This window comes from Novosphingobium naphthalenivorans NBRC 102051, from assembly GCF_001590985.1.
Lineage (GTDB): Bacteria > Pseudomonadota > Alphaproteobacteria > Sphingomonadales > Sphingomonadaceae > Novosphingobium > Novosphingobium naphthalenivorans.
Genome location: NZ_BCTX01000035.1, coordinates 29275 through 50828 on the forward strand (window position 1 = coordinate 29275; position 21554 = coordinate 50828).

At 66.5% G+C, this 21554-nt stretch carries 24 protein-coding genes; 11 read left to right on the forward strand and 13 right to left on the reverse strand.

The annotated features are described in order from the left end of the window. Nucleotides 1–21 precede the first annotated feature (21 nt). Nucleotides 22–762, forward strand: a complete 741-nt coding sequence (locus NN5_RS12985) for a response regulator (RefSeq protein WP_067734534.1) — start codon at nt 22–24, stop codon at nt 760–762. Next, nucleotides 759–2180 carry an ATP-binding protein gene (locus tag NN5_RS12990; RefSeq protein WP_067734535.1) on the forward strand — a complete coding sequence of 474 codons (1422 nt, stop codon included), beginning with the start codon at nt 759–761 and terminating at the stop codon, nt 2178–2180. Before NN5_RS12985 ends, NN5_RS12990 begins: the two co-directional genes overlap by 4 nt. Before the next feature lie 10 nt (nt 2181–2190). On the opposite strand, the gene NN5_RS12995 is transcribed toward NN5_RS12990, so the two are convergent. Both NN5_RS12995 and NN5_RS13000 read right to left on the reverse strand, forming a co-directional pair. Further along, entirely contained in the window at nt 2191–4803 is a 2613-nt protein-coding gene (locus NN5_RS12995) for a M1 family metallopeptidase (RefSeq protein WP_067734555.1), read from the reverse strand. Between the two features lie 79 nt (nt 4804–4882). Beyond that, complete coding sequence (locus tag NN5_RS13000) at nt 4883–6481, reverse strand: helicase HerA-like domain-containing protein (protein WP_067734536.1); 1599 nt, start codon at nt 6479–6481, stop codon at nt 4883–4885. Between the two features lie 125 nt (nt 6482–6606). Here NN5_RS13000 and pabB point away from each other — a divergent pair, with 125 nt between their 5' ends. Genes pabB through arfB form a run of 4 tightly spaced genes read left to right on the forward strand, consistent with a single transcriptional unit; the run spans nt 6607 to nt 10688 of the window. Further along, nucleotides 6607–8442 (forward strand): aminodeoxychorismate synthase component I, encoded by a 1836-nt coding sequence (gene pabB / locus NN5_RS13005; RefSeq protein WP_067734537.1) that lies wholly within the window; start codon nt 6607–6609, stop codon nt 8440–8442. After that, nucleotides 8442–9611, forward strand: a complete 1170-nt coding sequence (locus NN5_RS13010) for a pyridoxal phosphate-dependent aminotransferase (protein WP_067734538.1) — start codon at nt 8442–8444, stop codon at nt 9609–9611. Before pabB ends, NN5_RS13010 begins: the two co-directional genes overlap by 1 nt. Continuing rightward, nucleotides 9608–10285 (forward strand): RluA family pseudouridine synthase, encoded by a 678-nt coding sequence (locus NN5_RS13015; protein WP_067734539.1) that lies wholly within the window; start codon nt 9608–9610, stop codon nt 10283–10285. Before NN5_RS13010 ends, NN5_RS13015 begins: the two co-directional genes overlap by 4 nt. Beyond that, a complete protein-coding gene (gene arfB / locus NN5_RS13020; RefSeq protein WP_067734540.1) occupies nt 10272–10688 on the forward strand; it encodes an alternative ribosome rescue aminoacyl-tRNA hydrolase ArfB in 417 nt (138 codons plus the stop codon). The genes NN5_RS13015 and arfB overlap by 14 nt, the downstream gene beginning before the upstream one ends. Nucleotides 10689–10747: 59 nt before the next feature. On the opposite strand, the gene NN5_RS13025 is transcribed toward arfB, so the two are convergent. From NN5_RS13025 to dksA, 5 genes are all read right to left on the reverse strand, one after another. Continuing rightward, complete coding sequence (locus NN5_RS13025; RefSeq protein WP_067734541.1) at nt 10748–10960, reverse strand: hypothetical protein; 213 nt, start codon at nt 10958–10960, stop codon at nt 10748–10750. 258 nt (nt 10961–11218) lie between these two features. After that, nucleotides 11219–11608: a DUF4112 domain-containing protein gene (locus NN5_RS13030; protein ID WP_084384911.1), complete on the reverse strand. Its 390-nt coding sequence runs from the start codon at nt 11606–11608 to the stop codon at nt 11219–11221. Nucleotides 11609–11676: 68 nt separating this feature from the next. Continuing rightward, entirely contained in the window at nt 11677–13242 is a 1566-nt protein-coding gene (locus NN5_RS13035; protein ID WP_245656466.1) for an ABC transporter substrate-binding protein, read from the reverse strand. A gap of 67 nt (nt 13243–13309) precedes the next feature. Further along, nucleotides 13310–13822 (reverse strand): PilZ domain-containing protein, encoded by a 513-nt coding sequence (locus NN5_RS13040; protein WP_306305103.1) that lies wholly within the window; start codon nt 13820–13822, stop codon nt 13310–13312. A 44-nt stretch (nt 13823–13866) separates the two neighbouring features. Then, nucleotides 13867–14325 carry an RNA polymerase-binding protein DksA gene (gene dksA, locus NN5_RS13045; RefSeq protein ID WP_067734544.1) on the reverse strand — a complete coding sequence of 153 codons (459 nt, stop codon included), beginning with the start codon at nt 14323–14325 and terminating at the stop codon, nt 13867–13869. 316 nt (nt 14326–14641) lie between these two features. Between dksA and NN5_RS13050 the strand changes: the two genes are divergently transcribed. Beyond that, complete coding sequence (locus NN5_RS13050) at nt 14642–14980, forward strand: hypothetical protein (protein ID WP_067734545.1); 339 nt, start codon at nt 14642–14644, stop codon at nt 14978–14980. Nucleotides 14981–14992: 12 nt separating this feature from the next. Here the strand turns inward: NN5_RS13050 and NN5_RS13055 are convergent, their stop codons facing one another. The 5 genes from NN5_RS13055 to NN5_RS13075 are packed head-to-tail and all read right to left on the reverse strand — an operon-like array spanning nt 14993 to nt 18223. Next, nucleotides 14993–16135, reverse strand: coding sequence for a GNAT family N-acetyltransferase (locus NN5_RS13055; protein WP_067734546.1), 1143 nt, complete (start codon nt 16133–16135; stop codon nt 14993–14995). Continuing rightward, a complete protein-coding gene (locus tag NN5_RS13060; RefSeq protein ID WP_067734547.1) occupies nt 16132–16932 on the reverse strand; it encodes a glycerophosphodiester phosphodiesterase family protein in 801 nt (266 codons plus the stop codon). Before NN5_RS13060 ends, NN5_RS13055 begins: the two co-directional genes overlap by 4 nt. Then, the gene (locus NN5_RS13065; RefSeq protein WP_067734548.1) at nt 16913–17377 is read right to left on the reverse strand and encodes a RidA family protein; all 465 of its coding nucleotides are present in this window, start codon (nt 17375–17377) and stop codon (nt 16913–16915) included. Before NN5_RS13065 ends, NN5_RS13060 begins: the two co-directional genes overlap by 20 nt. Beyond that, nucleotides 17370–18017, reverse strand: coding sequence for an HAD family hydrolase (locus NN5_RS13070; RefSeq protein WP_067734549.1), 648 nt, complete (start codon nt 18015–18017; stop codon nt 17370–17372). The genes NN5_RS13065 and NN5_RS13070 overlap by 8 nt, the downstream gene beginning before the upstream one ends. Beyond that, on the reverse strand, nt 18014–18223 hold the full coding sequence (locus NN5_RS13075) for a DUF3572 family protein (RefSeq protein WP_067734550.1): 210 nt from the start codon (nt 18221–18223) through the stop codon (nt 18014–18016). Before NN5_RS13075 ends, NN5_RS13070 begins: the two co-directional genes overlap by 4 nt. Before the next feature lie 128 nt (nt 18224–18351). Between NN5_RS13075 and NN5_RS13080 the strand changes: the two genes are divergently transcribed. The 4 genes from NN5_RS13080 (at nt 18352) to NN5_RS13095 (ending at nt 21262) form a co-directional block, all read left to right on the forward strand. Continuing rightward, nucleotides 18352–18714, forward strand: a complete 363-nt coding sequence (locus NN5_RS13080; protein ID WP_067734551.1) for a response regulator — start codon at nt 18352–18354, stop codon at nt 18712–18714. Between the two features lie 259 nt (nt 18715–18973). Beyond that, nucleotides 18974–19213 (forward strand): acyl carrier protein, encoded by a 240-nt coding sequence (locus NN5_RS13085; protein ID WP_067734552.1) that lies wholly within the window; start codon nt 18974–18976, stop codon nt 19211–19213. A gap of 14 nt (nt 19214–19227) precedes the next feature. After that, the gene (gene spt / locus NN5_RS13090; protein WP_174523893.1) at nt 19228–20466 is read left to right on the forward strand and encodes a serine palmitoyltransferase; all 1239 of its coding nucleotides are present in this window, start codon (nt 19228–19230) and stop codon (nt 20464–20466) included. 4 nt (nt 20467–20470) lie between these two features. Next, nucleotides 20471–21262 (forward strand): GDSL-type esterase/lipase family protein, encoded by a 792-nt coding sequence (locus NN5_RS13095; RefSeq protein WP_067734553.1) that lies wholly within the window; start codon nt 20471–20473, stop codon nt 21260–21262. Here NN5_RS13095 and NN5_RS13100 read toward each other — a convergent pair. After that, nucleotides 21246–21551, reverse strand: a complete 306-nt coding sequence (locus NN5_RS13100; protein ID WP_067734554.1) for an usg protein — start codon at nt 21549–21551, stop codon at nt 21246–21248. The two genes, NN5_RS13095 and NN5_RS13100, sit on opposite strands and share 17 nt — an antisense overlap. Between the last annotated feature and the right edge of the window lie 3 nt (nt 21552–21554).

Below are 21554 nucleotides of genomic sequence, written 5' to 3' on the forward strand. Positions count from 1 at the left end.
GGGGTGTGGAAGAATACCCGTATGAACGATACTGCCACAGCCCCTTCGAAACTGCTCCTTGTCGATGACGAGGCAGCCCTGCGCGAACCCCTGGGTGACTATCTGTCGCGCCAGGGGTTCGACGTTGTCCAGTCGGCCAGCGCGGCCGAAGCCCGCAGCCGCCTGCGCGACGGCAAGTTCGACCTCGTCCTGCTCGACATCATGATGCCGGGCGAGGACGGGTTGTCGCTGTGCCGCCACCTGGTCGAAACGCAGGACATTCCGGTGATCTTCCTGACGGCGCGCGGCGAAGCGACCGATCGTATCGTCGGCCTCGAAATCGGCGCCGACGATTATGTCGTGAAACCGTTCGAGCCGCGCGAACTGGTCGCCCGCATCCGCTCGGTGCTGCGTCGCGCCGCCCGCAGCGCCGTGCCTGTGCCTGAGAACGAAGCTTTCGTGTTCGAAGGCTGGCATCTCGATCCGCTGAAGCGCCGCCTGACCGATGCCGAAGGCGCGGTTGTCGCCATCTCGTCGGTCGAATTCCGCCTGCTCATGGCGTTTCTGGAACATCCCCGCCAGGTGCTCAACCGCGACCGGCTGCTCGACATGGTGCAAGGCCGCGAGGCGCACCTGTTCGACCGCGCGGTCGACAATCAGGTCAGCCGCCTGCGCCGCAAGATCGAGGTGGATAGCCGCAATCCGCAACTGATCCAGACGGTCTGGGGCGGCGGCTACATGCTGGCCACCGAAGTCAAGCGGGTCCCGCTCGATCCCGAATGAGAATTCCGCGCCCCCGAAGCCTGATGGGCCAGATGCTGCTGGCCGTGGCCGTCGCACTGCTGCTGGTGCAGGGCCTGAGCTCGTTTCTCGTCTACAAGGCGCAGCGCGAAGCCTACGAAACCGGTATGCTCAACGTGGCGGCCTTCCGGCTGATCGCCGACACGCGCGGGCCGGACACCTTCGCACGCCCCGATCGCGGGCCCGAGGGCGGGCCGATCGGCGGCCCGCCGCCCCGCGCCTATTCGCTCGAATTCAGCAACCACTCGCCGGCCAGCCAGGGCGAACAACGCGATTCCCATGCCGAAAAACGCCTGGAAGGCATTCTGGCAGACCAGAATTTTCCGCCATCGGAAATCGTCATCGTGCACCGCTCGGTCGCGCATGACCCGGCCGCGCGGCAAAGTGCCCTGCGCAGGGCGGCCATCCGCAACATGGCCCGCTTCGAGATCGACGATCTGATGAAAAGCCACCTGCTGGTGGTGGGCGTGCGGCCGCTGAACCAGCAGAGCTGGCTGATTGCCCGCGTGCGTTCCCCGCGCGCGATGAACATCCTGCTGATGCCGCTCATGCTGCAGACCCTGCTGATCTACGTCGTTCTGGTCGGCGCGGTTGCCCTGATCCTGCGCCGGATCACCCGGCCGCTGGCCGCGCTGACCCGCCGGGTCGAACGCTTCGCGGCAACCCAGGACGCCGACGGGCAGATCACGCCCTCCGGCCCGGACGACATGCATCGCCTCATCGTGGCGCACAACGCGATGGAAGCGCGCATCGCCGCCATGCTCGATGAAAAGAACGTGATGCTGGGCGCCATCGGCCACGATCTCAAGACACCGCTGACCGCGCTGCGCGTGCGGATCGAGTCCGTCGAGGACGAAAACGAACGCGCCCGCATGGCCGCGACGATCGAGGATATCGTGCGCACGCTCGACGATATCCTGTCACTGGCCCGCGTCGGCCGCCCCGGCGACCCGCGCGAGCGCACCGAACTGTCCGCCCTCGTCGCCTCGGTGGTCGAGGAATACGAGGACATGGGCGAGCCGGTCGAGCTCGGCGACACCGAGCGGATCGTGCTCGAACTGCGGCCGACCTGGCTGCGGCGGGCCCTGCGCAACCTCATCAGCAATGCCCTGCGCTATGGCCAATGCGCCCGCGTGACCCTGACCCGCGAGGGCCAGAACGCCGTGGTCCTGATCGAAGACGACGGTCCGGGCATCCCCGACGACACGATCGAGGACATGATGAACCCGTTCACGCGCGGAGATCCCTCGCGCAATTCGGCCACCGGCGGCGCCGGGCTGGGCCTTGCGCTCGCCCGTGCCATTGCCGACCAGCACGGCGGCGCGCTCACGCTCACCAACCGGCTTTCGGCAACCGGCGCGATCGAAGGCCTGACCGCGCGGCTGGAAATCCCGGTCTGAGGCACGCGCATCAGCGCAGTTTGCGGAATCCCTCGTCGATCTGGGTGCCCATCATGTCTTCGAGCAGGCCGCAATTACGCACCCGCTCGATGGCCCGGTCCAGTTCCAGAGCGCCGGGCGTAGCGGCCAGCCTGTCCCGGAAATCGCGTGCGATGCGGCCGGCCCAGGCAACCGAGCAGAAGCGGCCGAGCGCTTTCGGCAATTGCGCCGCGAAGAACGGGCCATCGCCGCCTGCCAGCAGCCGGCCGGCATTGGCCTGCGCCCAGTCGTAACCCAGTTCGCGCGTCGCGCTGCGCGCCATGATCCCGTCGAGAAATTCGCGTTTCTCGCTTTCGCGCAGCCGGGGATCGTCGAGCGCCAGAAGCCAGGCGGCCATGTCCTTGCTGCCGGTGCGCGCGGCGGCGCGCAGAGCGGCCGGACGGAACACCGGATCCTCTGAATCCAGCGCCTGCTCCACCAGGGCCTTCGCGGCCGCTTCCTTGCGCTCGAACAGGTAAACGTCGAGCGCAAGGTCGAACCATGCCGGGTCCAGGGCCTGTCTGCCGCCCGCCAGATAGACCGAGACAGCCCGGCTCATCTGCTTGCGCAAGTCCCCGCCCCGGCCGGTGCCGAGCAGCGCCGAGACGATCTGCACCCGCCGCTGGGTGCGCGCGGGGGCTTCGCGGGCATAAGCCCCCGCGCGCGGATCGAAGCCGTACTGCCCCAACAGGCGCCAATAGAGGTGTTCGCGGAAGGCCCCGAACGCCCAGCGCCCCTGCGCGCCGACGATCCCTTCGCGCACCATCTGGCTCAGCGCCTTGTCCGGTGCGTCGGCGGCATGAGGGTCCGGATGGCGGATCAGCTTGCGCGCCAGCCATGCCATTTCCCCGACCGTGCCGCGCCCGGCGCGAACCGAAGCCCACAGCGAATCGACCAGCGCCTGCGCCTCCCCGCCCGGCAATTTGTCGGCCTCGGCGATAAGCTGGCTCCAATGCTGCGCCGTCAGCTCGAAGCGATAGTAGCCGGTGCCGCCGGCATTGGGGAACACCGGACCCTTGCCCGCAATCGTGAAGGCCTGCGTGTGCTGGTCCATCAGCACGCAACTGCGCGCCGCGCCCCGGCGCAGGCACAGCGGGATGATCCAGTGCGAATCCGGCGTCGCGACACCGGCGGTGGTGTAACGCAGCTGGGTGATCGTCACTTTGTCGCCCTGCTGGCGCATCGCCAGCAGCGGTACGCCCTGCTGCTCGACGAAACCGCGCATCGCCGGAACCAGCCGCGGATCGCCCGCGACATCGGCCAGCGCCGCGAAAAAATCATCGCTCGCCGCCGCACCGAAGCGGTGCGCCGAAATGTAGCGGCGCACGCCCTCGCGGAACTTGTCCTCGCCCAGCCAGGCCGCGATCATGCCGACGATCTGGCCGCCCTTGCCGTAAGTGATCGAATCGAAGGCGGAATCGATCTGGGTGTTGGTCTCGATCGGCTGGCGCACCGGCCGTCCTGCCAGCAGGGCATCGGTCTCCATCGCCCGGTAGCCTTCGCTCAGGGCATCGCCCATGATGCCCAGATCGGGCCGCCAGGCGTCGCCGATGCGATAGCCGATCCAGTTGGCGAAGCTCTCGTTCAGCCAGATGTCGTCCCACCAGGCAGGCGTCACCAGATCGCCGAACCACTGGTGCCCCAGCTCGTGCCCGACGATCACGCCGAAATCGCGCTGCTGCACGACCGGTGCATTCGCATCCATCACCAGGATATCGTCGCGGTAAAGGTCCGCGCCCGCGTTCTCCATCGCTCCGGGAAGAACCGGCGTCGTCACCTGATCGAGCTTGGGGAAGGGGAATGGCTCTCCGAAGTAGGCTTCGAGCAGCCCCACGATCTCCCGCGTGCCCGCCATCGCATAGGCAAGCTGGCCGGCATTCTGCCGCGTCGAATCGATCCGCACCGGCAAGGGCGCGGGCCGCAGCGCATTGGGCGGCACGGTGCCTTCAAGGCTGGCGAAAGGGCCCACCATCATCGCCACGAGATAAGTGGGCAGCGGCAAGGTGGGCGCGAAGCGGTGCACCGCAAGCCCGTCCGCCAGCTCCGGGGTCCCCTGCTCGGCGCCATTGCTGATCGCGGTGAGGCCGGGCGGGGTGCGCAGGGTGATCGTGAAGGGCGTCTTGAAGCTCGGCTGATCGAAGCCGGGAAAGGCCGCGCGCGCGTCGATCGATTCGAACTGCGTCCAGCTGTACCAGGCATGGTCTACTTCGACATGAAACATGCCGGCCGGGCCATCGGCGAAGGCGGCGCTGTAATCGAAGACGAGCGTGACCGGCCCGGCCGGCAGCAGTTCACCGAAGGACAGCCTCACGACGCCGCTGGGATCGCGCTCCTGCCAATGCCCCGTGACGGCCTGCCCCGCCACCAGCGCCACCGCCCGCGAGACGGAAAGACCCCGCCCATGCAGGTCGATGAAGCGCGCAGGCTGGGCCAGCCTCACATCGATTTCGGCATGGCCGGAGAACCGCGGCGCGGCGGGATCGACCGTGAGATCCAGCCGGTAGGCCTGAGGCACCACGTCATCGCCGAGCCGCCCCAGCGGCAGCGGGTGCGCTGCATTGACAGTGATGTCCGCGTGCCCGGATCCGGCCAGGGGCGCGGGCACCGGCTGCGTCTGAGCCGCAGCCGGACATAATGCGAAAAGGACCGTGAACAGAATCAGGCGGCGCAATGAGCCCATGGGCCTAGCGCATCAGCCCTCCGATCAGATTGCGGGCGAAGCGGCCGAGGCCCGGGATGCCGATCGCCTTGCTCAGGGTATCGCCGACCGCCCCCGCGGCTGCGCTGGCCGCCGAAGCCTTGGGACTGGCGCGGCTCGTCTTGCCCTGGATGGTCTGCGCCAGGATGGACCCGGCGCTCGCCGCCGCCGCACCGGCAGCGGCCTTGGCCACCTTGCCGCCGATCCCGTCCCACAGGCTCGGGCTCTTGCGCTCGCGCTTGCGCACTTCCTCTTCGCCCTTCTCGGCGACTTCCTGAGCCGTAGCCGAGGCATCGGCGGCCTTGGCGGCCAGCACTTCCTCGGCGCTCTCGCGGTCGACGCGGGCATCGTACTTGCCGTCGCAGGGACTGATCGACTGGATGATCGCGCGCTCCTTGGCCGTCACCGGCCCCAGCCGCGAGCGCGCAGGCGCGATCAGCGTGCGCTCGACCACGGTCGGCGCGCCGTCCTCGTCCAGCGTGGAAACCAGCGCCTCACCCACCTTGAGTTCCGTGATCGCCGCCTCGACATCGAGATCGGGATTGATGCGGAAGGTGTCCGCCGCCGCCTTGATCGCCTTCTTGTCGCGCGGGGTGAAAGCGCGCAGCGCGTGCTGCACCCGGTTGCCGAGCTGACCGGCAATATCCTCGGGAATGTCGATCGGGTTCTGCGTGCAGAAATAGACGCCCACGCCCTTCGAGCGGATCAGGCGGACGACCTGCTCGACCTTGTCCTCCAGCGCCTTGGGCGCATCGTCGAACAGCAAGTGCGCCTCGTCGAAGAAGAACACCAGCTTGGGCTTTTCCGGATCGCCCACTTCGGGCAGCGCCTCGAACAGTTCGGACAGCAGCCAGAGCAGGAACGTGGCATAGAGCTTGGGGCTGCGCATCAGCTTGTCGGCGGCCAGCACGTTGATGTAGCCGCGCCCCTGATCGTCGCACCGGATGAAGTCCTGGATTTCCAGCGCGGGCTCGCCGAAGAACTGCGCCGCCCCCTGGCTGTCGAGCGTGAGGAGCTGGCGCTGGATCGCCCCGACGCTGGCCTTGGTCACATTGCCGTACTTGGCCGAAAGCTCCGAGGCGTTCTCCGCCGTATAGGCCAGCATCGACTGCAGGTCTTCCAGATCAAGCAGCAGCAGGCCCTGCTCGTCGGCAAAGCGGAAGACGATGTTGAGAATGCCTTCCTGCGTCTCGTTGAGGTCCATCAGGCGCGAGAGCAGCAGCGGCCCCATCTCCGAGATGGTGGTGCGCACCGGATGCCCCTGTTCGCCGTAGATGTCCCAGAACACCGCCGGATTGTCGGCATAGGCATAGTCGGTAAGGCCGATCTCCTTCGCCCGGCTTTCCAGCTTGTCGGCGTGCTTGAACGTGGGGCTGCCCGCCATCGAAATGCCGGAAAGGTCGCCCTTCACGTCGGCGAGGAACACCGGGACACCGGCGGCGGAAAACTGTTCGGCAATGCTCTGCAGCGTCACCGTCTTGCCGGTGCCGGTGGCGCCCGCGATCAATCCGTGGCGGTTGGCCCTTCCGAGCAGCAGTTCCTGCTTCTCGCCATTGCCGCCCAGCCCCAGAAATATCTCGCCCATCGTCCACCCGTCGCCTTTGCCGAATACCGTTGCAAAGGGTGATAGAGCCCCTGCCGCGCCAGCGCGAGAGTGTTTTTGCCAGCAGCCGATGTCGCCGCTAAAGGGCGGGTTTCGAACCGATCCTTATGCCAGAACCCTTCGTCCTTCTCGATGATGCGCGCGCCATGGGCGCCGCCGATGCCCGGCTCTACCGCCATCCGGTGGAGACCGTCACCGCCTCGTGCGCCAGCGAGGTGCTGCCCGCGCTCGAACGGATCGCGGCCCTGTCGCGCAGCGGCCATCACCTCGCCGGCTATATGACCTACGAAGCGGGACTGGCACTCGAACCCCGGCTCGCCCGACTGCTGCCCGCCGTGACCGGCGCGGCCGGGCCCCTGCTCTGGTTCGGCGCCTTCACGGATTGCGAGCGCATCGCCGCCCGCGATGTCCCGCGCTGGCTTGCGGCCGAAGCCGGGCCCGGCACGCCCGCGATCGGCCCGCTCGAACCGCAAGTGGGCATCGGCGCCTACGCAGCGATGTTCGATACCTTGCGCGATGCGATCGAGGCGGGCGACATCTATCAGGCCAACCTGACCTTCCCGCTGGCCGGGCCCTGGCACGGCGATCCGCTGGCGCTCTATGCCGCCATCCGCCCGAGCGCCGCCGCCGGGTATGGCGGGGTGATCCACGACGGCGCGCACTGGCACCTCAGCTTCTCGCCCGAGCTGTTCTTTTCGCTGCAAGGCGGCACCGCCCGGGTCAAGCCGATGAAGGGCACCCGCCCGCGCGGCCGCGATCCGGTGGAAGATGCGCGGCTGCGCGAAGACTTGCAGGCCAGCGCCAAGGACCGCGCCGAAAACCTGATGATCCTCGATCTCATGCGCAACGATCTCTCGCGCGTGGCCAATCCGGGCTCGGTCGAAGTCGAGGCCCCTTTCAGCATCGAGACCTATCCGACGATCCACCAGATGGTCTCGTCCGTGCACGCCATGCTGCAGCCCGGAAAAGGCGCGGTGGACCTGCTGCGCGCGCTGTTCCCCTGCGGCTCGATCACCGGCGCGCCCAAGATCCGGGCGATGGAACTGATCGCGGGGATCGAGAGCGGACCGCGCGGCGTCTATTGCGGATCGATCGGCCATATCGAACCCTCTGGCGATGCGGCTTTTAATGTGGCAATCCGCACCTTGCGCCTGTCTCCGGGCAAGGACGGGGGCGGCAGCAACGGCGGCGGCCGTGCGGTTCTGGGGGTAGGATCGGCGATCGTCGCAGATTCCGAGGCGCTTCCCGAATGGCGGGAATGCCTGATCAAAGGGGGTTTCGTGCGAGAATCGGAAGCGCGGCAACCGGGAGAGCCAGCCTCGCCCGCAAGCTTCGATCTTATTGAAACGATGCGCTTCACGCCCGAAGAGGGCATTCCCCTGCTCGAACTCCATCTGGAACGGATCAAGGCGAGCGCCGCCGCGCTGGGCTTCCTGTTCGACCGCCACGCCGTGCGCAATGCCATCCAGGCGCTGTGCTTCGATGCAGACAAGCCCGCGAAGCTGCGCCTCGTCGCCGCGCGCAGCGGGGCTTACGCGCTGGAACTGGCGGACATGCCTGAAAGCCTGCCCGAACCGGCCGTGGTCGGCGTGCTGCCTATGCCGGTCGATCCGGGCGACTGGCGGCTGGCCCACAAGACCAGCGACCGCGGCTTCTACGAGGCGGGCCTTGCCGCCGCGAAAGCCGCCGGTGCGCAAGAGGCGCTGTTCCTGCGCGACGACGGGCTCGTGACCGAAGGCACGTTCACCAACCTGTTCGTCGAACGCCACGGCCAACTGCTTACTCCACCCGCGCGCCTCGGGCTGCTGCCCGGCGTGCTGCGCCGCTCGCTGATCGAGGAAGGACGCGCCGTCGAGGCCGACCTGACGCTCGACGATCTCGCGGACGGCTTCCTGATCGGCAATGCCCTGCGCGGCCTGATCCCAGCCCGGTTACTGACCTGATGCACCTTTCCACTGCCCTTTCCCGCATCGCCCCCTCGCAGACGACGGCGATGACCGACCGCGCCACCCAGCTCCGCGAGGAGGGCCGCGACATTATCTCGCTTTCGGTCGGCGAACCGGACTTCAACACGCCGCCGCATGTCGTGGCCGCCGCCAAGGCGGCGCTCGATGCGGGCGAGACGAAATATACGCCCGTCGGCGGCACTTCGCGCCTCAAACAGGCCGCTGCGCTGCACTTCGCGCGCGATCTCGGGATCACGGTGCCCGCTTCGCAAGTGACGGTCAGCGCGGGCGGCAAGCAGGCGATCTTCCACGCCATGCTCGCCACGGTGAGCGAAGGCGAGGAAGTGATCGTGCCCGCGCCCTGGTGGGTGAGTTATCCCGAAATCATCCACTTCGCCGGTGGCAAGGTGGTCCCGCTCCTCACTTACGCGAAGGACGCCTTCCGCTTCACCGCCGCCGATCTCGAAGCGCAGATCGGTCCGCGCACGCAGTGGCTCATGCTCAACAGCCCCGGCAATCCCACCGGCGCCTGCTATCCGGCGCAGATGCTGCTGGGAATCGGCGAAGTGCTGCGGCGGCACCCCAAGGTCATGGTGCTTTCGGACGATATCTACGCGCCGATCAACTACACCGGCCAGCCGCACGCCACGCTGGCGAACCTGTGCCCGGACCTGGCGGACCGCATTCTCACGATCTCCGGCGTCTCGAAAAGCCATGCCATGACCGGCTTCCGCATCGGCGTCGCCGCCGGGCCGGAATGGCTGATCAAGGCGATGGAACGCCTGCAATCGCATTCCTCGGGCAATCCCTGCTCGATCAGCCAAGCCGCTGCCGTGGCCGCCTTCGAAGGGCCGCAGGACTTCCTGACCGGCTGGTGCGAGCGCTTCCGCGAACGGCGCGACCTTGTCGTGGCGGCCATCAACGCGATCCCCGGCCTGTCAACGCCGGTGCCCGACGGCGCGTTCTACTGCATGGTCGATGCCGCGCCGCTGATGGCCCGCTTCGGGGACGACAAGGCGCTGGCGCTGCACTTGCTGGAACATGGCGTGGCGATCGTCCCGGCATCGGCTTTCGGCGGCCGCGACGGCTTCCGCATCAGCTTTGCCGCCGACGAGGCCAAGCTGGAAGAAGCCTGCCGCCGGATCGCAAAGGCGGTGACGGAATGAAACTGGATATCCTGTTCGAAGACGGCGAGGCGCTTGTCATCGACAAGCCCGGCGGCTTGCCGCTGGACCGGCCCCGCGCGGGCGGCCCTTGTCTGGAAGACTACCTCGACGACCTGAAACTGGGCTTCCAGCGCGCACCGGCTCCGGTGCACCGGCTTGACCGTGACACTTCGGGATGCCTGCTGCTGGCGCGCAATCCCAAGGCGCTCAAGCGCTTCTCCGCCGCGTTCGAGGAACGGCTGACCGAAAAGCGCTATCTCGGCATCGTCGCAGGGGAGCTGGCCGACGAGGAAGGCACGATCGCGCTTTCGCTCTCCAAGGTCAGCACCGCGAAGAGCGGCTGGCGGATGATCCCGGCGCGCAAGGGCAAGCCGGCCGTGACGCACTGGCGCAAGCTCGACAGCCTGAACGGCCTCACCCTGGTCGAATTCCGGCCCGAAACCGGCCGCACCCACCAGATCCGCGTCCATGCCGCTTCCGGCCTCGGCGCGCCGCTGCTGGGCGATCCGGTTTACGGCTCGGGAAAAGCCGATTCTGGCAAGGGAGCGGGACGCACCATGCTCCACGCCGCCGGGCTGACCGTGCCGCGCGGCGAAAAGCCGCCGGTCATCGCGACAAGCCCGATGCCTGCGGATTTCACCGCGCTCGGCTTTTCGGATCATGACCTCGGTTGAAGACGTCATCGGCCGCGCGCAGGCGCTGGCGAGCGAAAGCTTCATCGCCTCGGCCGGGCCGGGCGGGCAGAACGTCAACAAAGTGGCCACGGCCGTGCAGCTGCGGCTTAACGTCTATGCGCTGCGCCTCACCCCGCCGGTCTTCGCCCGGTTCAAGGAACTGGCGGGCAGCCGGATGACCTCGCACGGCGAACTGGTGCTTACCGCGCGCAAGTTCCGCACGCAGGAAGCCAATCGCGCCGATGCCCGCGAACGCCTCGCCGAACTGCTGGAGGAAGCCCACAAGCTGCCCGAAAAACGCGCCAAGAGCCGGCTCAACCGGATCGGCAAGGAGCAGCGCCTGAAAGGCAAGAAGCTGCGCGGCGCGGTCAAGGCCGGGCGCGGCAAAGTGAGCTTCGATTAGAGCATTTTCCGAGCCGTCAGGTGGCATCACCTGACGGGAAAATGCGGCAGACCTATACCCTATTGCGCCGCGTCGTCCGGGGTGCCGCTGGGCCATTCCATGGCCGAGGGCTCCAGAGCTTCCTGCGGCGGACGGCGGGCATCGAGCATGGCGGCGGCCTCGTCCAGCGCGCGCGCTTCCCCTACCGTGACCCCGCCCGGCCCCGGATCGTTATCGGCCTTGCCGCACGCGGCAAGCGCAAGCAGGCAGGAAAGAAGGCAGAAGCGTTTCATCACGCCGCTTCTATAGTCTGAAAGCCTTCGTCATGGCGAGCCCGCATCTGGGTGAAGCCATCCGGGCGGTTCGTGCGGCCCTGGATGGCCGCGCGGCCTTCGGCCGCTCGCAATGACGATTCAGATGGAAACGATCCGCCGCCCGCCCAATGACATCATACCAAGTCCCTGAGATGCTGACGCATCAGACTTGGAAAATGCTCAGGCGCCGCTCGGGCTTACCAAAACTCCATGAGTCAAGCTCAAGGAGTTTTGGTATCAGCCGTCGATGACCCGCGTATGCGGGTGATGCTTGTCGAGATGCTTGCGGATGATCTTCAGATTGCGGCTGTTCGAACGGTACAGGAAATCGAACAGATCGCCGGCAACCGGCACGGCGCCGACCAGCGTATCGAACCCGACATTGGCCGTCATGCGCGCGAGCTGCCACTTGGACATGCCCAGGTTGCGCGCTTCCCAGACGAGGTAGAGCCCCATGGCGGCCGCGATCACGTCGCCTGCCACCGGCACGAGGCCGATCAGGGCATCGAGGCCGAACTGCCGGTTGGTGCCGGGCAGGGTAAAGGCCCGTTCCAGCACATGTTCCATGGCTTCGACGCGGCGCCGGATCGAGACCGGATCATTGCCGAGCGGAAGCTCGTAATCCATACGGCGAGCGGAATTCTGTCCTGCAGCCAATGCGTACCCTTAGTTCTACCGGCGTTTGCCGCCGCACCTTATTTGGGCAGCCAGGCCAGCGGCATCAAGGGGTGCCAGCCCCAGGCATTGGGCGAGAAACCGCTCACGCTGCCGCGTACCAGCGACCAGCGGATCGGCGTTCCGAAGGGAATGAAGACGTTCGCGGACGTCAATTCCGCCTCGGCCTCCGTCAGCAGCGCGGCCCGGTCGGTGGGCGTGGCGGCCTTCTCGGCTTCGGCGACGCGCGCATCGGCCTCCTGGGAGCAGAGCCCCCGGCGCGCCGCGCAGGACAGGCGGTTGAGGAACCACGCCGCGCGCGGATAGCGGGCCACATCGTCGACCAGGGCCAGGTCTGCGGCCTGCGCATCTTTCGTCCGGCTCAGCGTGACGCCGATCGTGGTGAAATCCGCCGCGAGCTTTTCGAACAGCACTTGCGAGCCATCGCCCTCGGGAAGCCATAGCTGCAGCTTGACGGCAGGCACGGCCCCGGCGCCCGCAGGCGGCGCTTCAACCGCCGGGGCCGTGCCGGCCGCTTGCACCGGCTTGCCGGAAGCCCAGCTGCGCACCCGTCCTGCGGCAACCTGCCGCCGCTCGTCCAGCGATTGCCCGGCCCAGCGCTCTCCGATCGTGCCGAGATCGCCCTCCAGGCTGGGCGTGACGATCCGCGTGGTGGACGACCAGCCGCCGACGCCGAATGGCTTGATCAGAGCCTCGCGATCGACCGCCATCGCCAGCGCCTCGCGGTTGGCGGGATCGGCCAGGAAGCCGCGGTCGTTCATCACCTGCAATCCGAACAGACCGACAACGGGGTCGATCTGGATCGTCCCGCGCAGGATGCCCACCGAACGGGTCAGCAGGAAGTCTTCTATCCGGCCGCCGAGCACGAGATCGACATCGCCATTGTTGAACTTCTCGACCGCGGCCGGGCCGGCGATGGAATGCAGGACGATCTGCCGCGTGCGGGCATCCCAGTTCTCGATCGACGGCAGGCCCAGCTTGGCGGGATCGACCGGAGTCAGCCGCGCCAGCCCTTCCGCCTTTTCCAGCGTCATCGGTCCGGCGCCATGCTTGTCGTGATAGAGGCCGAGCTCGGGCTGGGCCAGCAGTTGCAGCAGATAGGGCATCGGCCGTTTCAGCCGGATCTCGATGACGCGGCTCGCCATCGTCCGGATCTCGTCGATACCCGACAGGTCGAGCGCCAGCGGTGTCTTGTCCAGCAGCTTGAGCGACGCGGTGAGCGCCTTGCGCGCCGAATCGGCGGTAATCTCGTCGCCGTTCGCCCAGTTGCCGTCGCGCAGGCGGAAGATATAGCTCTGGCCATCGTCGGTCACGATCCAGCGATCCGCGAGAGCGGGAATGACCCGCCCTTCCTCGTCGAACGCCACCAGCCCTTCGACCGTCGCGGCGCGCACCAGCTGGCCTGCCATGGAAAGCCGCACACCGCTTTCGAACGGATCGTCCGGCGCGCCGATAACGGCCACGTCCAGCGCCGAATTGTCACGCGAAGTGCACGAGACGAGAGCAAGCGCGGCCAGAACGGCCAAAGCCTTCGTGGCCAAAGCCTTCTGGGCCGGAACCTTCATCGCTTTGCGCTTGGCCTGCATAAGACCCGGTTAGCCCATTCCCGCAGCGCCGCAAATGCACCCGGGGCAATATTTCACAAGGATCGGGTCAGATCTTGCGGAGGTTTTCGCTGGGCGAGAAGTGCGCTTCGTGATTGCGCACGAACCGCGGCGTGGGGTCTTCGGCAATACTCACCGGCGCACGCGCCAGCTTGGGGTCGATATCCTCGCGGAAGGCGACGCCAAAGCGGCTCTCCTGAACCCAGGCCACCGAACCTTCGACCCAGCCGACATTGCGGATATCCACTTCGACGATCGCCCCGCGCATGACGCGCACGGGACCTTCGCCCATCATCCCGCCGGCGGACAGGTTGCGAACTTTGATGCGGTGCTCGCCATCAAGACCGTCCACGCGCATATTCGCCATGAGAAACAGGCTGTCGCGTGCGACCTGACGATTGTCACTTTCGCTCATGATCTCCGTCCGGCATTCGAACCAGCTTGCCCCTTTTGCCAGCTTGCCCGTTTTTTGTCCGCCATAAAACGCGAAACAGCAATCGGCACGCTGCCGTTTCGGCTTACCGGCAAATGGCAAACAAACGCTTAACAGCGCACCGTTCACGGGCGCTGCCCCGGCGATTCGGCCCGCTTGGCGGGAACCCCGAATCAATCGTCGCGCGAAACCTTTTCGCGGCGTTCGTGGGCTTCCTGCGCTTCCACCGTCATCGTCGCGATCGGACGCGCTTCCAGCCGGCCAAGGCCGATCGGCTCACCCGTGACCTCGCAATAGCCGTATTCGCCTTCCTCGATCCGGCGCAGCGCGGAATCGATCTTGGCGATCAGCTTGCGCTGGCGGTCGCGGGTGCGCAACTCGATGCCCCAGTCGGTCTCGCTCGATGCACGGTCGTTGAGGTCGGGCTCGCGAATGGGCCCATCCTGCAACTGCTGCAGCGTACCAGCCGCCGCGTCGAGAATCGAACGCTTCCAGGCTTGAAGCAATTTCCGGAAATAGTCCTGCTGGGCCTCACTCATGTAAGGTTCGTCAGCAGCGGGAATATAGGCTCCGCCAATCGCACGCTTTGCCTTGGCGAGAACATCAATTTCGTCAGATAGGGCCGTTGCCATCCAGAGAAACTCCGCAGGTGTCTCCTCGGACCGCCAACGCCCTGCAGCCCCGGATTTTTCCGGCAACCGTAAAACGATCCGTGGTTGCGGGGCCCTATAGGTCGGCAGATTCCGGGGCACAAGCACATATGGCCGCTCGTCCACAAAATTCCGGGACGCGGTTTCGATTCGGCACGATTTCGCGCCGGCGCCCGGCAACTCTCCTATCCCGCATTAACCATTTCTTGACGGGCTATGTTCCAGCGTGTCGCCATCAGAAGACCAAATAAGCGGTCCGAAGAAAGGGGTACTGCAAATCAGACGGGGGTAACGAATCATGAAAACTGCCTGGAACACGCAATATTATGCCGAACCGGCAACGGCTGCCGACTTTTCCGCCGGCGACATGCTGGTCGCAGAATGCCTCGCCGCAGCGGCGCAAGGTGACTTTTCTGCCTATTTCGACCTTGGCGTTGCCTTTTCGACTGGCAGCCACGGCGCCAGCTGCGATCTGATCGAAGCACACAAGTGGTTCAATCTCGCCGCCGTTGCCGGGCATGAGGAAGCGGCTGCATGCCGTTCCGAAGTCGCCGACGAAATGTCCGCCCGTGAAATCGCCGAAGCCCAGCGCCGCGCGCGCGAATGGCTCGCTGCCGCGAATCGCAGAGCAGCCTGAGCGGCCCGGCCGTTAACCTTCCGGTTTGCGGAACGGCGAACGCTCGCCAAGCCAGATCTGGTCCCGGGCGATGCCCGCCCGCTCCTGCGCCAGATAATCGGCAACGGCCGCGCGCAATCCTTCGTGGACGATGTAATGCGCTGAGACCGTGCGCACCGGCTCATAGCCTCTGGCCAGCTTGTGGCCGCCCTGCGCGCCCGCTTCGACGCGGGCCAGCCCCAGTTCGATCGCCGCGTCGATCGCCTGATAATAGCACAGCTCGAAATGCAGGAACGGCTTGTCGATCCGCGCGCCCCAATAGCGCCCGTAAAGCGTATCGCCGCCGATGAAATTGAGCGCACCTGCCACCGGCGTGCCATCGATGAAGGCCAAGACCAGCAGGATCTGTTCCGCCATGGTCTCGCCCAGCAGCGTAAAAGCTTCCCGCGTCAGATAGGGCCTGCCCCATTTTCGGGCGCCGGTATCCTGATAGAATTCCCAGAACGCATCCCAGTGGGCTCCGGTGATGGCTGCGCCGCGCAGGGCCCGGATTTCCACGCCCTCCTGCGCTTTCGCGCGCTCCTTGCGCAAGTCCTTGCGCTTGCGGGAGGACAAGGCGCTCAGGAAATCCTCGAAGCTCGCGTAGCCGCGGTTTTCCCAGTGAAACTGGATATCCTCGCGCAGCAGCCATCCCGCCTCTTCGAACAGCGGCACTTGTTCCGGTTCGATGAACGTGGCGTGCGCCGAGGACAACCCGCTGTCCCGGCACAAGGTCTCCGCCGCGCGCAGCAGCGGCAGGGCGAGTTCGGGATGCGGGGTCAGCAGGCGCGGCCCCGTGGCCGGGGTGAACGGCACGGCGATCTGCAGCTTGGGGTAGTAGGCCCCGCCCGCACGGTGCCAGGCATCGGCCCAGGCATGGTCGAAGACGTATTCGCCCTGCGAATGTTCCTTCAGGTAAGACGGCAGCGCCGCCGCCAGCCGCCCGTCCGGCCCTTCGATCACGATCGGCACCGGCGTCCAGCCGCTGCGCCCGCCGACGCTGCCCGAATTTTCCATGGCGGTGAGAAAGGCATGGCTGACGAAAGGATTGCCGCCCGGCGTCAGAGCGTCCCATTCGGCCGCCGGAAGTTCGCGAACCGAACCATGGACTTTCGCCGTGAAAGCACCCTCGCTCACGCCTGCCCGACCACCTTTCCAGCCGCCTTTCCAGCAGGGCGCGCTACGCCTTCGAAAATATCGGCATCGGCATGGGCAGCGGCCCGCTCGCGGTGCTCGGCACTCACCACGGTCCATGCCACGACGGGCAGGCCCCGGCGGCGCTGCGCGGCGGCAAAGCGGCTGGGCAGATCGCGCACGTCGTAACACAGGAAATCCGGCCGCGCGTGCCACAGCGCCAGACGGCGGCGCACTTTGCCGGGAAGCGCCCGGTCTTCGCCTTCAGTGATCGAGAGCCCGCGCACCGTGTGCGGCGAGTGCTGCCGATACCAGTGCGCAACGCGCGGATCGAAGCTCATCACTGCATGGGGGCCGGTATAGCCTTCGAGCACCCGGCGCACGGCCAGGCACAGGGCCTCGATACGGACATCGCGGCCGGACTTGATCTCGATGAGCACCGGCACCCGTCCGCCCATGTCGGCCAGCACCTGCCGCAGCGTCGGGATCGTCTGGGCGGTCCCGGCCAGACGGATCGCGCCCAGTTGCGCGGCGCTGCGCCGGGCCAGCGCGCCGGTTTCCGCCGTCATCCGGTCCAGCGTCTCGTCGTGGAAGACCACCGGCAGCCCGTCGGCCGAGCGCTGCACGTCAAGCTCGATGCCGCAGCCGGCCATCGCCGCGCGCTCGAACGCCGAGCGCGCATTTTCCGGCACGCCGGCATCGTGCAGCCCGCGATGGGCATAGCTGTATTCGCCCAGCCACCCGACCTTGCGCGGATCGGGCGGGGGCGAAAGCCAGCGGTCAAGCAGGGCGAACGGCAACGACGGCGTCCACTTCGACGGCGGCGCCCAGCGGCAGCACCGGCACGCCGACGGCGCTGCGGGCGTGCTTTCCAGCCTCGCCGAAGACCGCAACCATCAGTTCCGATGCGCCATTGGCGATCTTGGGCTGGTCGGTGAACGATCCGGCCGAATTGACGAAGGCGCCCAGCTTGACCACCCGCTCGACCCGGTCGAGCGACCCCAGCGCCGCCTTGAGCTGGGCCAGAATCATCACCGCGCAGGCCTGCGCCGCCTCGATCCCGTCTTCCAGCGCCACGTCCTCGCCCAGGCGGCCCGTCACCAGCTTGCCGGCCACGAAAGGCAATTGGCCCGAAACATGGGCCAGCCCGCCGGCCACGACCACCGGCACATAGGCCGCCACCGGCGCGGCGGGTTCGGGCAGGGTCAGACCGAGTTCGGCCAGGCGGTTTTCGATGTCACTCATTCGCTTGCAGGTCCTTTTCTTCGCAAGTCAGACTTTCCAGAAGCCAGGGCAGCGCGCGGTCCCATTCGTCTATGCGCGCGTGGGCATGGCCGGCCTCGTGGGCACAGGGGATATGCGGCGCGACCAGCGGCTCGGCGCAAAGATGGAGACGGCGCACCTGCGGTGCAACCTCGAAGACCGAGCCGTGATGCTGCGACAGATCATCGATGAAAACCGCGCGGCTGGGCCGGTATTCATCGAGAATCGCCTGCAGTGCCGGTCCCTTCGGCCCCTGATTGGTGAACACGCGCACGTCGATGCCATGCCCCGCCAGTTGCGCGCGGCGGGCATCGCGGCGGAAATCGAGCAGGTTGGTCAGCACGACGACATCGGCATGTTCGCGAATCGCGGCGATCGCCTCGACCGCTCCTTCGACCGGGGTCTGGCGGTGCATCTGCCCGTCGAAGAACTTGTTGAGCAGCGCCCACATCTCGTCCTGCTCGATGGGTTCGCCCGTGGCGATGCGCCGCATCGACCGGTAGAATTCGCCGTGTCCCATGTCGAAGGCCACGCCTTCGTCCTCGGCAAGCCAGTCGCGGAAGTGCGTGATCATGTAGAGCAGCACTTCATCGCAATCGGTGATGAGCAGCGGCCGGGTCATGGGCTTAGCCTTTCGCGCGTGCCGGCAAGCTGCGCGGGCGTGACGCCCAGCGCATCGGCGGCACCGATCAGGTCCGGTTCGTGCGCGCAGAGGAAATCCAGCACCGCGCCGAGCGTGGCCGATTCGCCCAGCGATGCGCGCAAGTCGTCGGGAGTGAGGCCGGTCAGCGCCAGGAACCGGGCGGCCCGGTCAGCGTCGCCCAGCACCCAGCCCAGCGCGTTCAGCGCCAGGGCCTGCGGGTCCGGAAATGGGGATGGCGGCTCTCGGAGAATTGTCAGCCTCGCTTGCCTGGAATAGAGGGGACGGCACCCCTAACATGGTGCGCGGGCGTCGAATGGCAAAGCGAATCCTCGTTGTCGAGGACAACGATCTCAATCGAAAGCTCTTTTGCGATGTGCTCAAGAGCCAGGGCTACGCGGTGGAGCCGGTCGCGGACGGGCTCGACGCGCTCGACCGGGCGCGCGAATTTGTCCCCAATCTCGTCATCATGGACATCCAGCTCCCCAATGTCTCGGGGCTGGACCTGATCGAGGCGGCCAAGAAGGACCCGGTGCTGCGGGCGATCCCGATGCTGGCCGTCACCGCCTATGCCGGCAAGGGCGACGAGGAACGCATCCGCGAGGCCGGGGCCGAGGGATACCTCGCCAAGCCGGTCTCGATCGGGCCTTTCATGCAGGCCGTGAGATCATTGCTGTGACGGCTTCGAACGTCACACCCCCATCGTCATTGCGAGCGGCGAAGCCGCGCGGCAATCCAGAGCAGCCGCAAACCGCCCTGGATTGCTTCGTCGCTACGCTCCTCGCAATGACGATGGCAGAGCGGGACGGGGCAGAGCGGGACGGAGCGGGGCGGGACAGAAGAAACGACCTGCCGCTTGACTTTCCCCTCCCCCGCCGCTTTTGCGCCGCATTTCCCGGCCAGAGAGCCGCCCGGACTTACTCGGAGTTGTAAAGACCATGGATCGCGAAGAGACCTCGGCCCGGATCGCCGCGCTGATCGAACCCTTCAACAAGAAGGAAGTGGCGATCACCGACGCCACCCGTTTCACCGACGATCTGGAATTCGACAGCCTGACCGTGATGGATTTCGTCGCCGCGATCGAGGACGAGTTCGACATCATCATCTCGATGAACCAGCAGGCCGAGATCGAGACTTACGGCCAGCTCGTCGATGCCGTGACGAAGCTGCAGGGCTGAAGGAACCGCAAGCCATGACCGACATGCTCGACGATGATGTGACCCAGGCCCACGTGGACCTGTTCAGCAAGTTCGATCCGCTGATCGCAATGCGCCGCGACCTTCTCGCCACCGGCGTGACCGATCCCTTCGGCCTGGTCATGGAGCGGGTGATCTCGCCCACGGTAGCGGTCTGCAACGGACGCGAGACGATCCTGCTCGGCACCTACAACTACATGGGCATGACTTTCGATCCCGACGTGATCGAAGCCGGCAAGCAGGCGCTCGACGATTTCGGATCGGGCACCACCGGCAGCCGCGTGCTGAACGGCACTTATGCCGGGCACAAGGCGGTCGAGCAGGCGCTGTGCGATTTCTACGCCATGGACCATGCCATGGTGTTCTCGACCGGCTACCAGGCGAACCTCGGCATCATTTCCACCATCGCGGGCAAGGGCGACTACATCGTCCTCGACATCGACAGCCACGCCTCGATCTGGGACGGCTGCAAGATGGGCGATGCCGAAGTCGTGCCGTTCAAGCACAACGACATCGAGGCGATGGAAAAGCGCCTGCGCCGCATTCCCGAAGGCGCGGGCAAGCTGGTCGTGCTCGAAGGCGTCTATTCGATGCTCGGCGACATCGCCCCGCTCAAGGAGATGATCGCCGTCGCCAAGAAGTACGGCGCGATGGTGCTGGTGGACGAGGCCCACTCGATGGGCTTCATCGGCCCCAACGGCCGCGGCGTGGCCGAGGAACAGGGCTGCCTCGATCAGGTGGACTTCGTGATCGGCACGTTCTCCAAGTCGGTCGGCACGGTCGGCGGCTTCTGCGTTTCGAACCATCCCAAGTTCGAGATCATGCGGCTGGTCTGCCGTCCCTACGTCTTCACCGCCAGCCTGCCGCCCAGCGTGGTGGCAACCGCCTGCACCTCGATCCGCAAGCTGATGCACGCCGGGGACAAGCGCGCGCATCTCTGGGGCAATTCGCGCGTGCTGCACAAGGGCCTGCGCGATGCCGGGTTCCAGCTCGGCACCGAAGAGCCGCAGAGCGCGATCATCTCGGTCATCATGCCCGACCTCGAACGCGGCGCGGCGATGTGGGAAGCGCTGCTGCACGAAGGGCTCTATGTGAACCTTGCGCGGCCGCCGGCAACCCCTGCCAACATGACGCTGCTGCGCTGCTCGCTCTGCGCTGAACATTCGGCCGAGCAGGTCCAGCAGATCATCGGCATGTTCACCCGCGCCGGCAAGGCAGTCGGCATCATCGGCTGATGTGATGACCCTCCGCCTCCGCTTCGTCCTCACCGGACTGGCGCTGGCGGCGGCGGTCTATCTCGGCTTCACGCTCTGGCATGACCACCAGCGCGCCGCCCTGATCGGGCTGAGCGGCGAACCCTGTACCGCCGAAGGGCAGCCAGTCACCGGCAACGGCTTCGACGACTGGGGCGCGCTCTGTGCATGGCGCGCGGAGAACCGCAGGCTCGTCGCCTCGGGCACGCGCCCCGATGTCGTCATGATCGGCGATTCGCTGACCGAGCGCTGGCCGGGCAAAGCTCCGGGCATCGTCACGCGCGGCGTGGGCGGACAGACGAGCGGACAAGTACTGCTGCGCTTCCGGCAGGATGTGATCGCCCTGCATCCGCGCATCGTGCACATCCTGCTCGGCACCAACGACCTGCTGGGCCTCGCCGGCCCCTTCACCGCCGATCAGTTAACAGGCAACGTGCTGGACATGGTGGAACTGGCCCGGTTCCATGGGGAAGCGGTGATCCTCGGCACGATCCCGCCGATACGCGATTTCGCCGGGTTCAAGTCCGGTGATCCGGCGCCGGACGTGGCGCGCCTCAATGCCGCCCTGCGCAAGCTCGCCAAGGCGCATGACGTTATCCTTGCAGATTACCACGCAGCGCTCACCGGCCCCGGCGGGACAATGCGGCACGAGCTTTATCTGGCCGACGGCATCCATCTGACGCCCGGTGGCTATCAGGCAATGCAGGCCGTATTCGGCAAGGCCCTGCGGGAGGCCCGCGAAAAGCGCACGGCAGCGCCCGTCAGTGGATCGAAATGACCCCGTTCACCGCGCGCCATTCCTGCGGGCCGATCAGCCGCTTGTGGGCAACCCGCACCGAATGCAGCGGCCCTTCGATTTCGCGGGCCCAGTAGTCGAGAAACTTGCGCAGCACCGGGAACGTCGGCGCCTCGTCGTATTGCTGGAAAGTGAAGAGCTGCAGCAATTTGGGGTGGTCGGGAAAGAAGTAGTGGATCTCTACGGTCGTGAGGCCGTAGCCTTCCATCTGCCTGATGAAGTCAGGCGAAGCGTGGAAATCCAGTGAAGCTCCATCCAGTCGACCAGCCATAGT

Coding starts and splice junctions, on each gene's coding strand:
- NN5_RS12985 (WP_067734534.1), top strand. CDS start 22: ATGAACGATACTGCCACAGCCCCTTCGAAACTGCTCCTTGTCGATGAC.
- NN5_RS12990 (WP_067734535.1), top strand. CDS start 759: ATGAGAATTCCGCGCCCCCGAAGCCTGATGGGCCAGATGCTGCTGGCC.
- NN5_RS13000 (WP_067734536.1), bottom strand. CDS start 6,481: ATGGGCGAGATATTTCTGGGGCTGGGCGGCAATGGCGAGAAGCAGGAA.
- pabB (WP_067734537.1), top strand. CDS start 6,607: ATGCCAGAACCCTTCGTCCTTCTCGATGATGCGCGCGCCATGGGCGCC.
- NN5_RS13010 (WP_067734538.1), top strand. CDS start 8,442: ATGCACCTTTCCACTGCCCTTTCCCGCATCGCCCCCTCGCAGACGACG.
- NN5_RS13015 (WP_067734539.1), top strand. CDS start 9,608: ATGAAACTGGATATCCTGTTCGAAGACGGCGAGGCGCTTGTCATCGAC.
- arfB (WP_067734540.1), top strand. CDS start 10,272: ATGACCTCGGTTGAAGACGTCATCGGCCGCGCGCAGGCGCTGGCGAGC.
- NN5_RS13025 (WP_067734541.1), bottom strand. CDS start 10,960: ATGAAACGCTTCTGCCTTCTTTCCTGCCTGCTTGCGCTTGCCGCGTGC.
- NN5_RS13030 (WP_084384911.1), bottom strand. CDS start 11,608: ATGGATTACGAGCTTCCGCTCGGCAATGATCCGGTCTCGATCCGGCGC.
- NN5_RS13035 (WP_245656466.1), bottom strand. CDS start 13,242: ATGCAGGCCAAGCGCAAAGCGATGAAGGTTCCGGCCCAGAAGGCTTTG.
- dksA (WP_067734544.1), bottom strand. CDS start 14,325: ATGGCAACGGCCCTATCTGACGAAATTGATGTTCTCGCCAAGGCAAAG.
- NN5_RS13050 (WP_067734545.1), top strand. CDS start 14,642: ATGAAAACTGCCTGGAACACGCAATATTATGCCGAACCGGCAACGGCT.
- NN5_RS13065 (WP_067734548.1), bottom strand. CDS start 17,377: ATGAGTGACATCGAAAACCGCCTGGCCGAACTCGGTCTGACCCTGCCC.
- NN5_RS13070 (WP_067734549.1), bottom strand. CDS start 18,017: ATGACCCGGCCGCTGCTCATCACCGATTGCGATGAAGTGCTGCTCTAC.
- NN5_RS13080 (WP_067734551.1), top strand. CDS start 18,352: ATGGCAAAGCGAATCCTCGTTGTCGAGGACAACGATCTCAATCGAAAG.
- NN5_RS13085 (WP_067734552.1), top strand. CDS start 18,974: ATGGATCGCGAAGAGACCTCGGCCCGGATCGCCGCGCTGATCGAACCC.
- spt (WP_174523893.1), top strand. CDS start 19,228: ATGACCGACATGCTCGACGATGATGTGACCCAGGCCCACGTGGACCTG.
- NN5_RS13095 (WP_067734553.1), top strand. CDS start 20,471: ATGACCCTCCGCCTCCGCTTCGTCCTCACCGGACTGGCGCTGGCGGCG.
- NN5_RS13100 (WP_067734554.1), bottom strand. CDS start 21,551: ATGGCTGGTCGACTGGATGGAGCTTCACTGGATTTCCACGCTTCGCCT.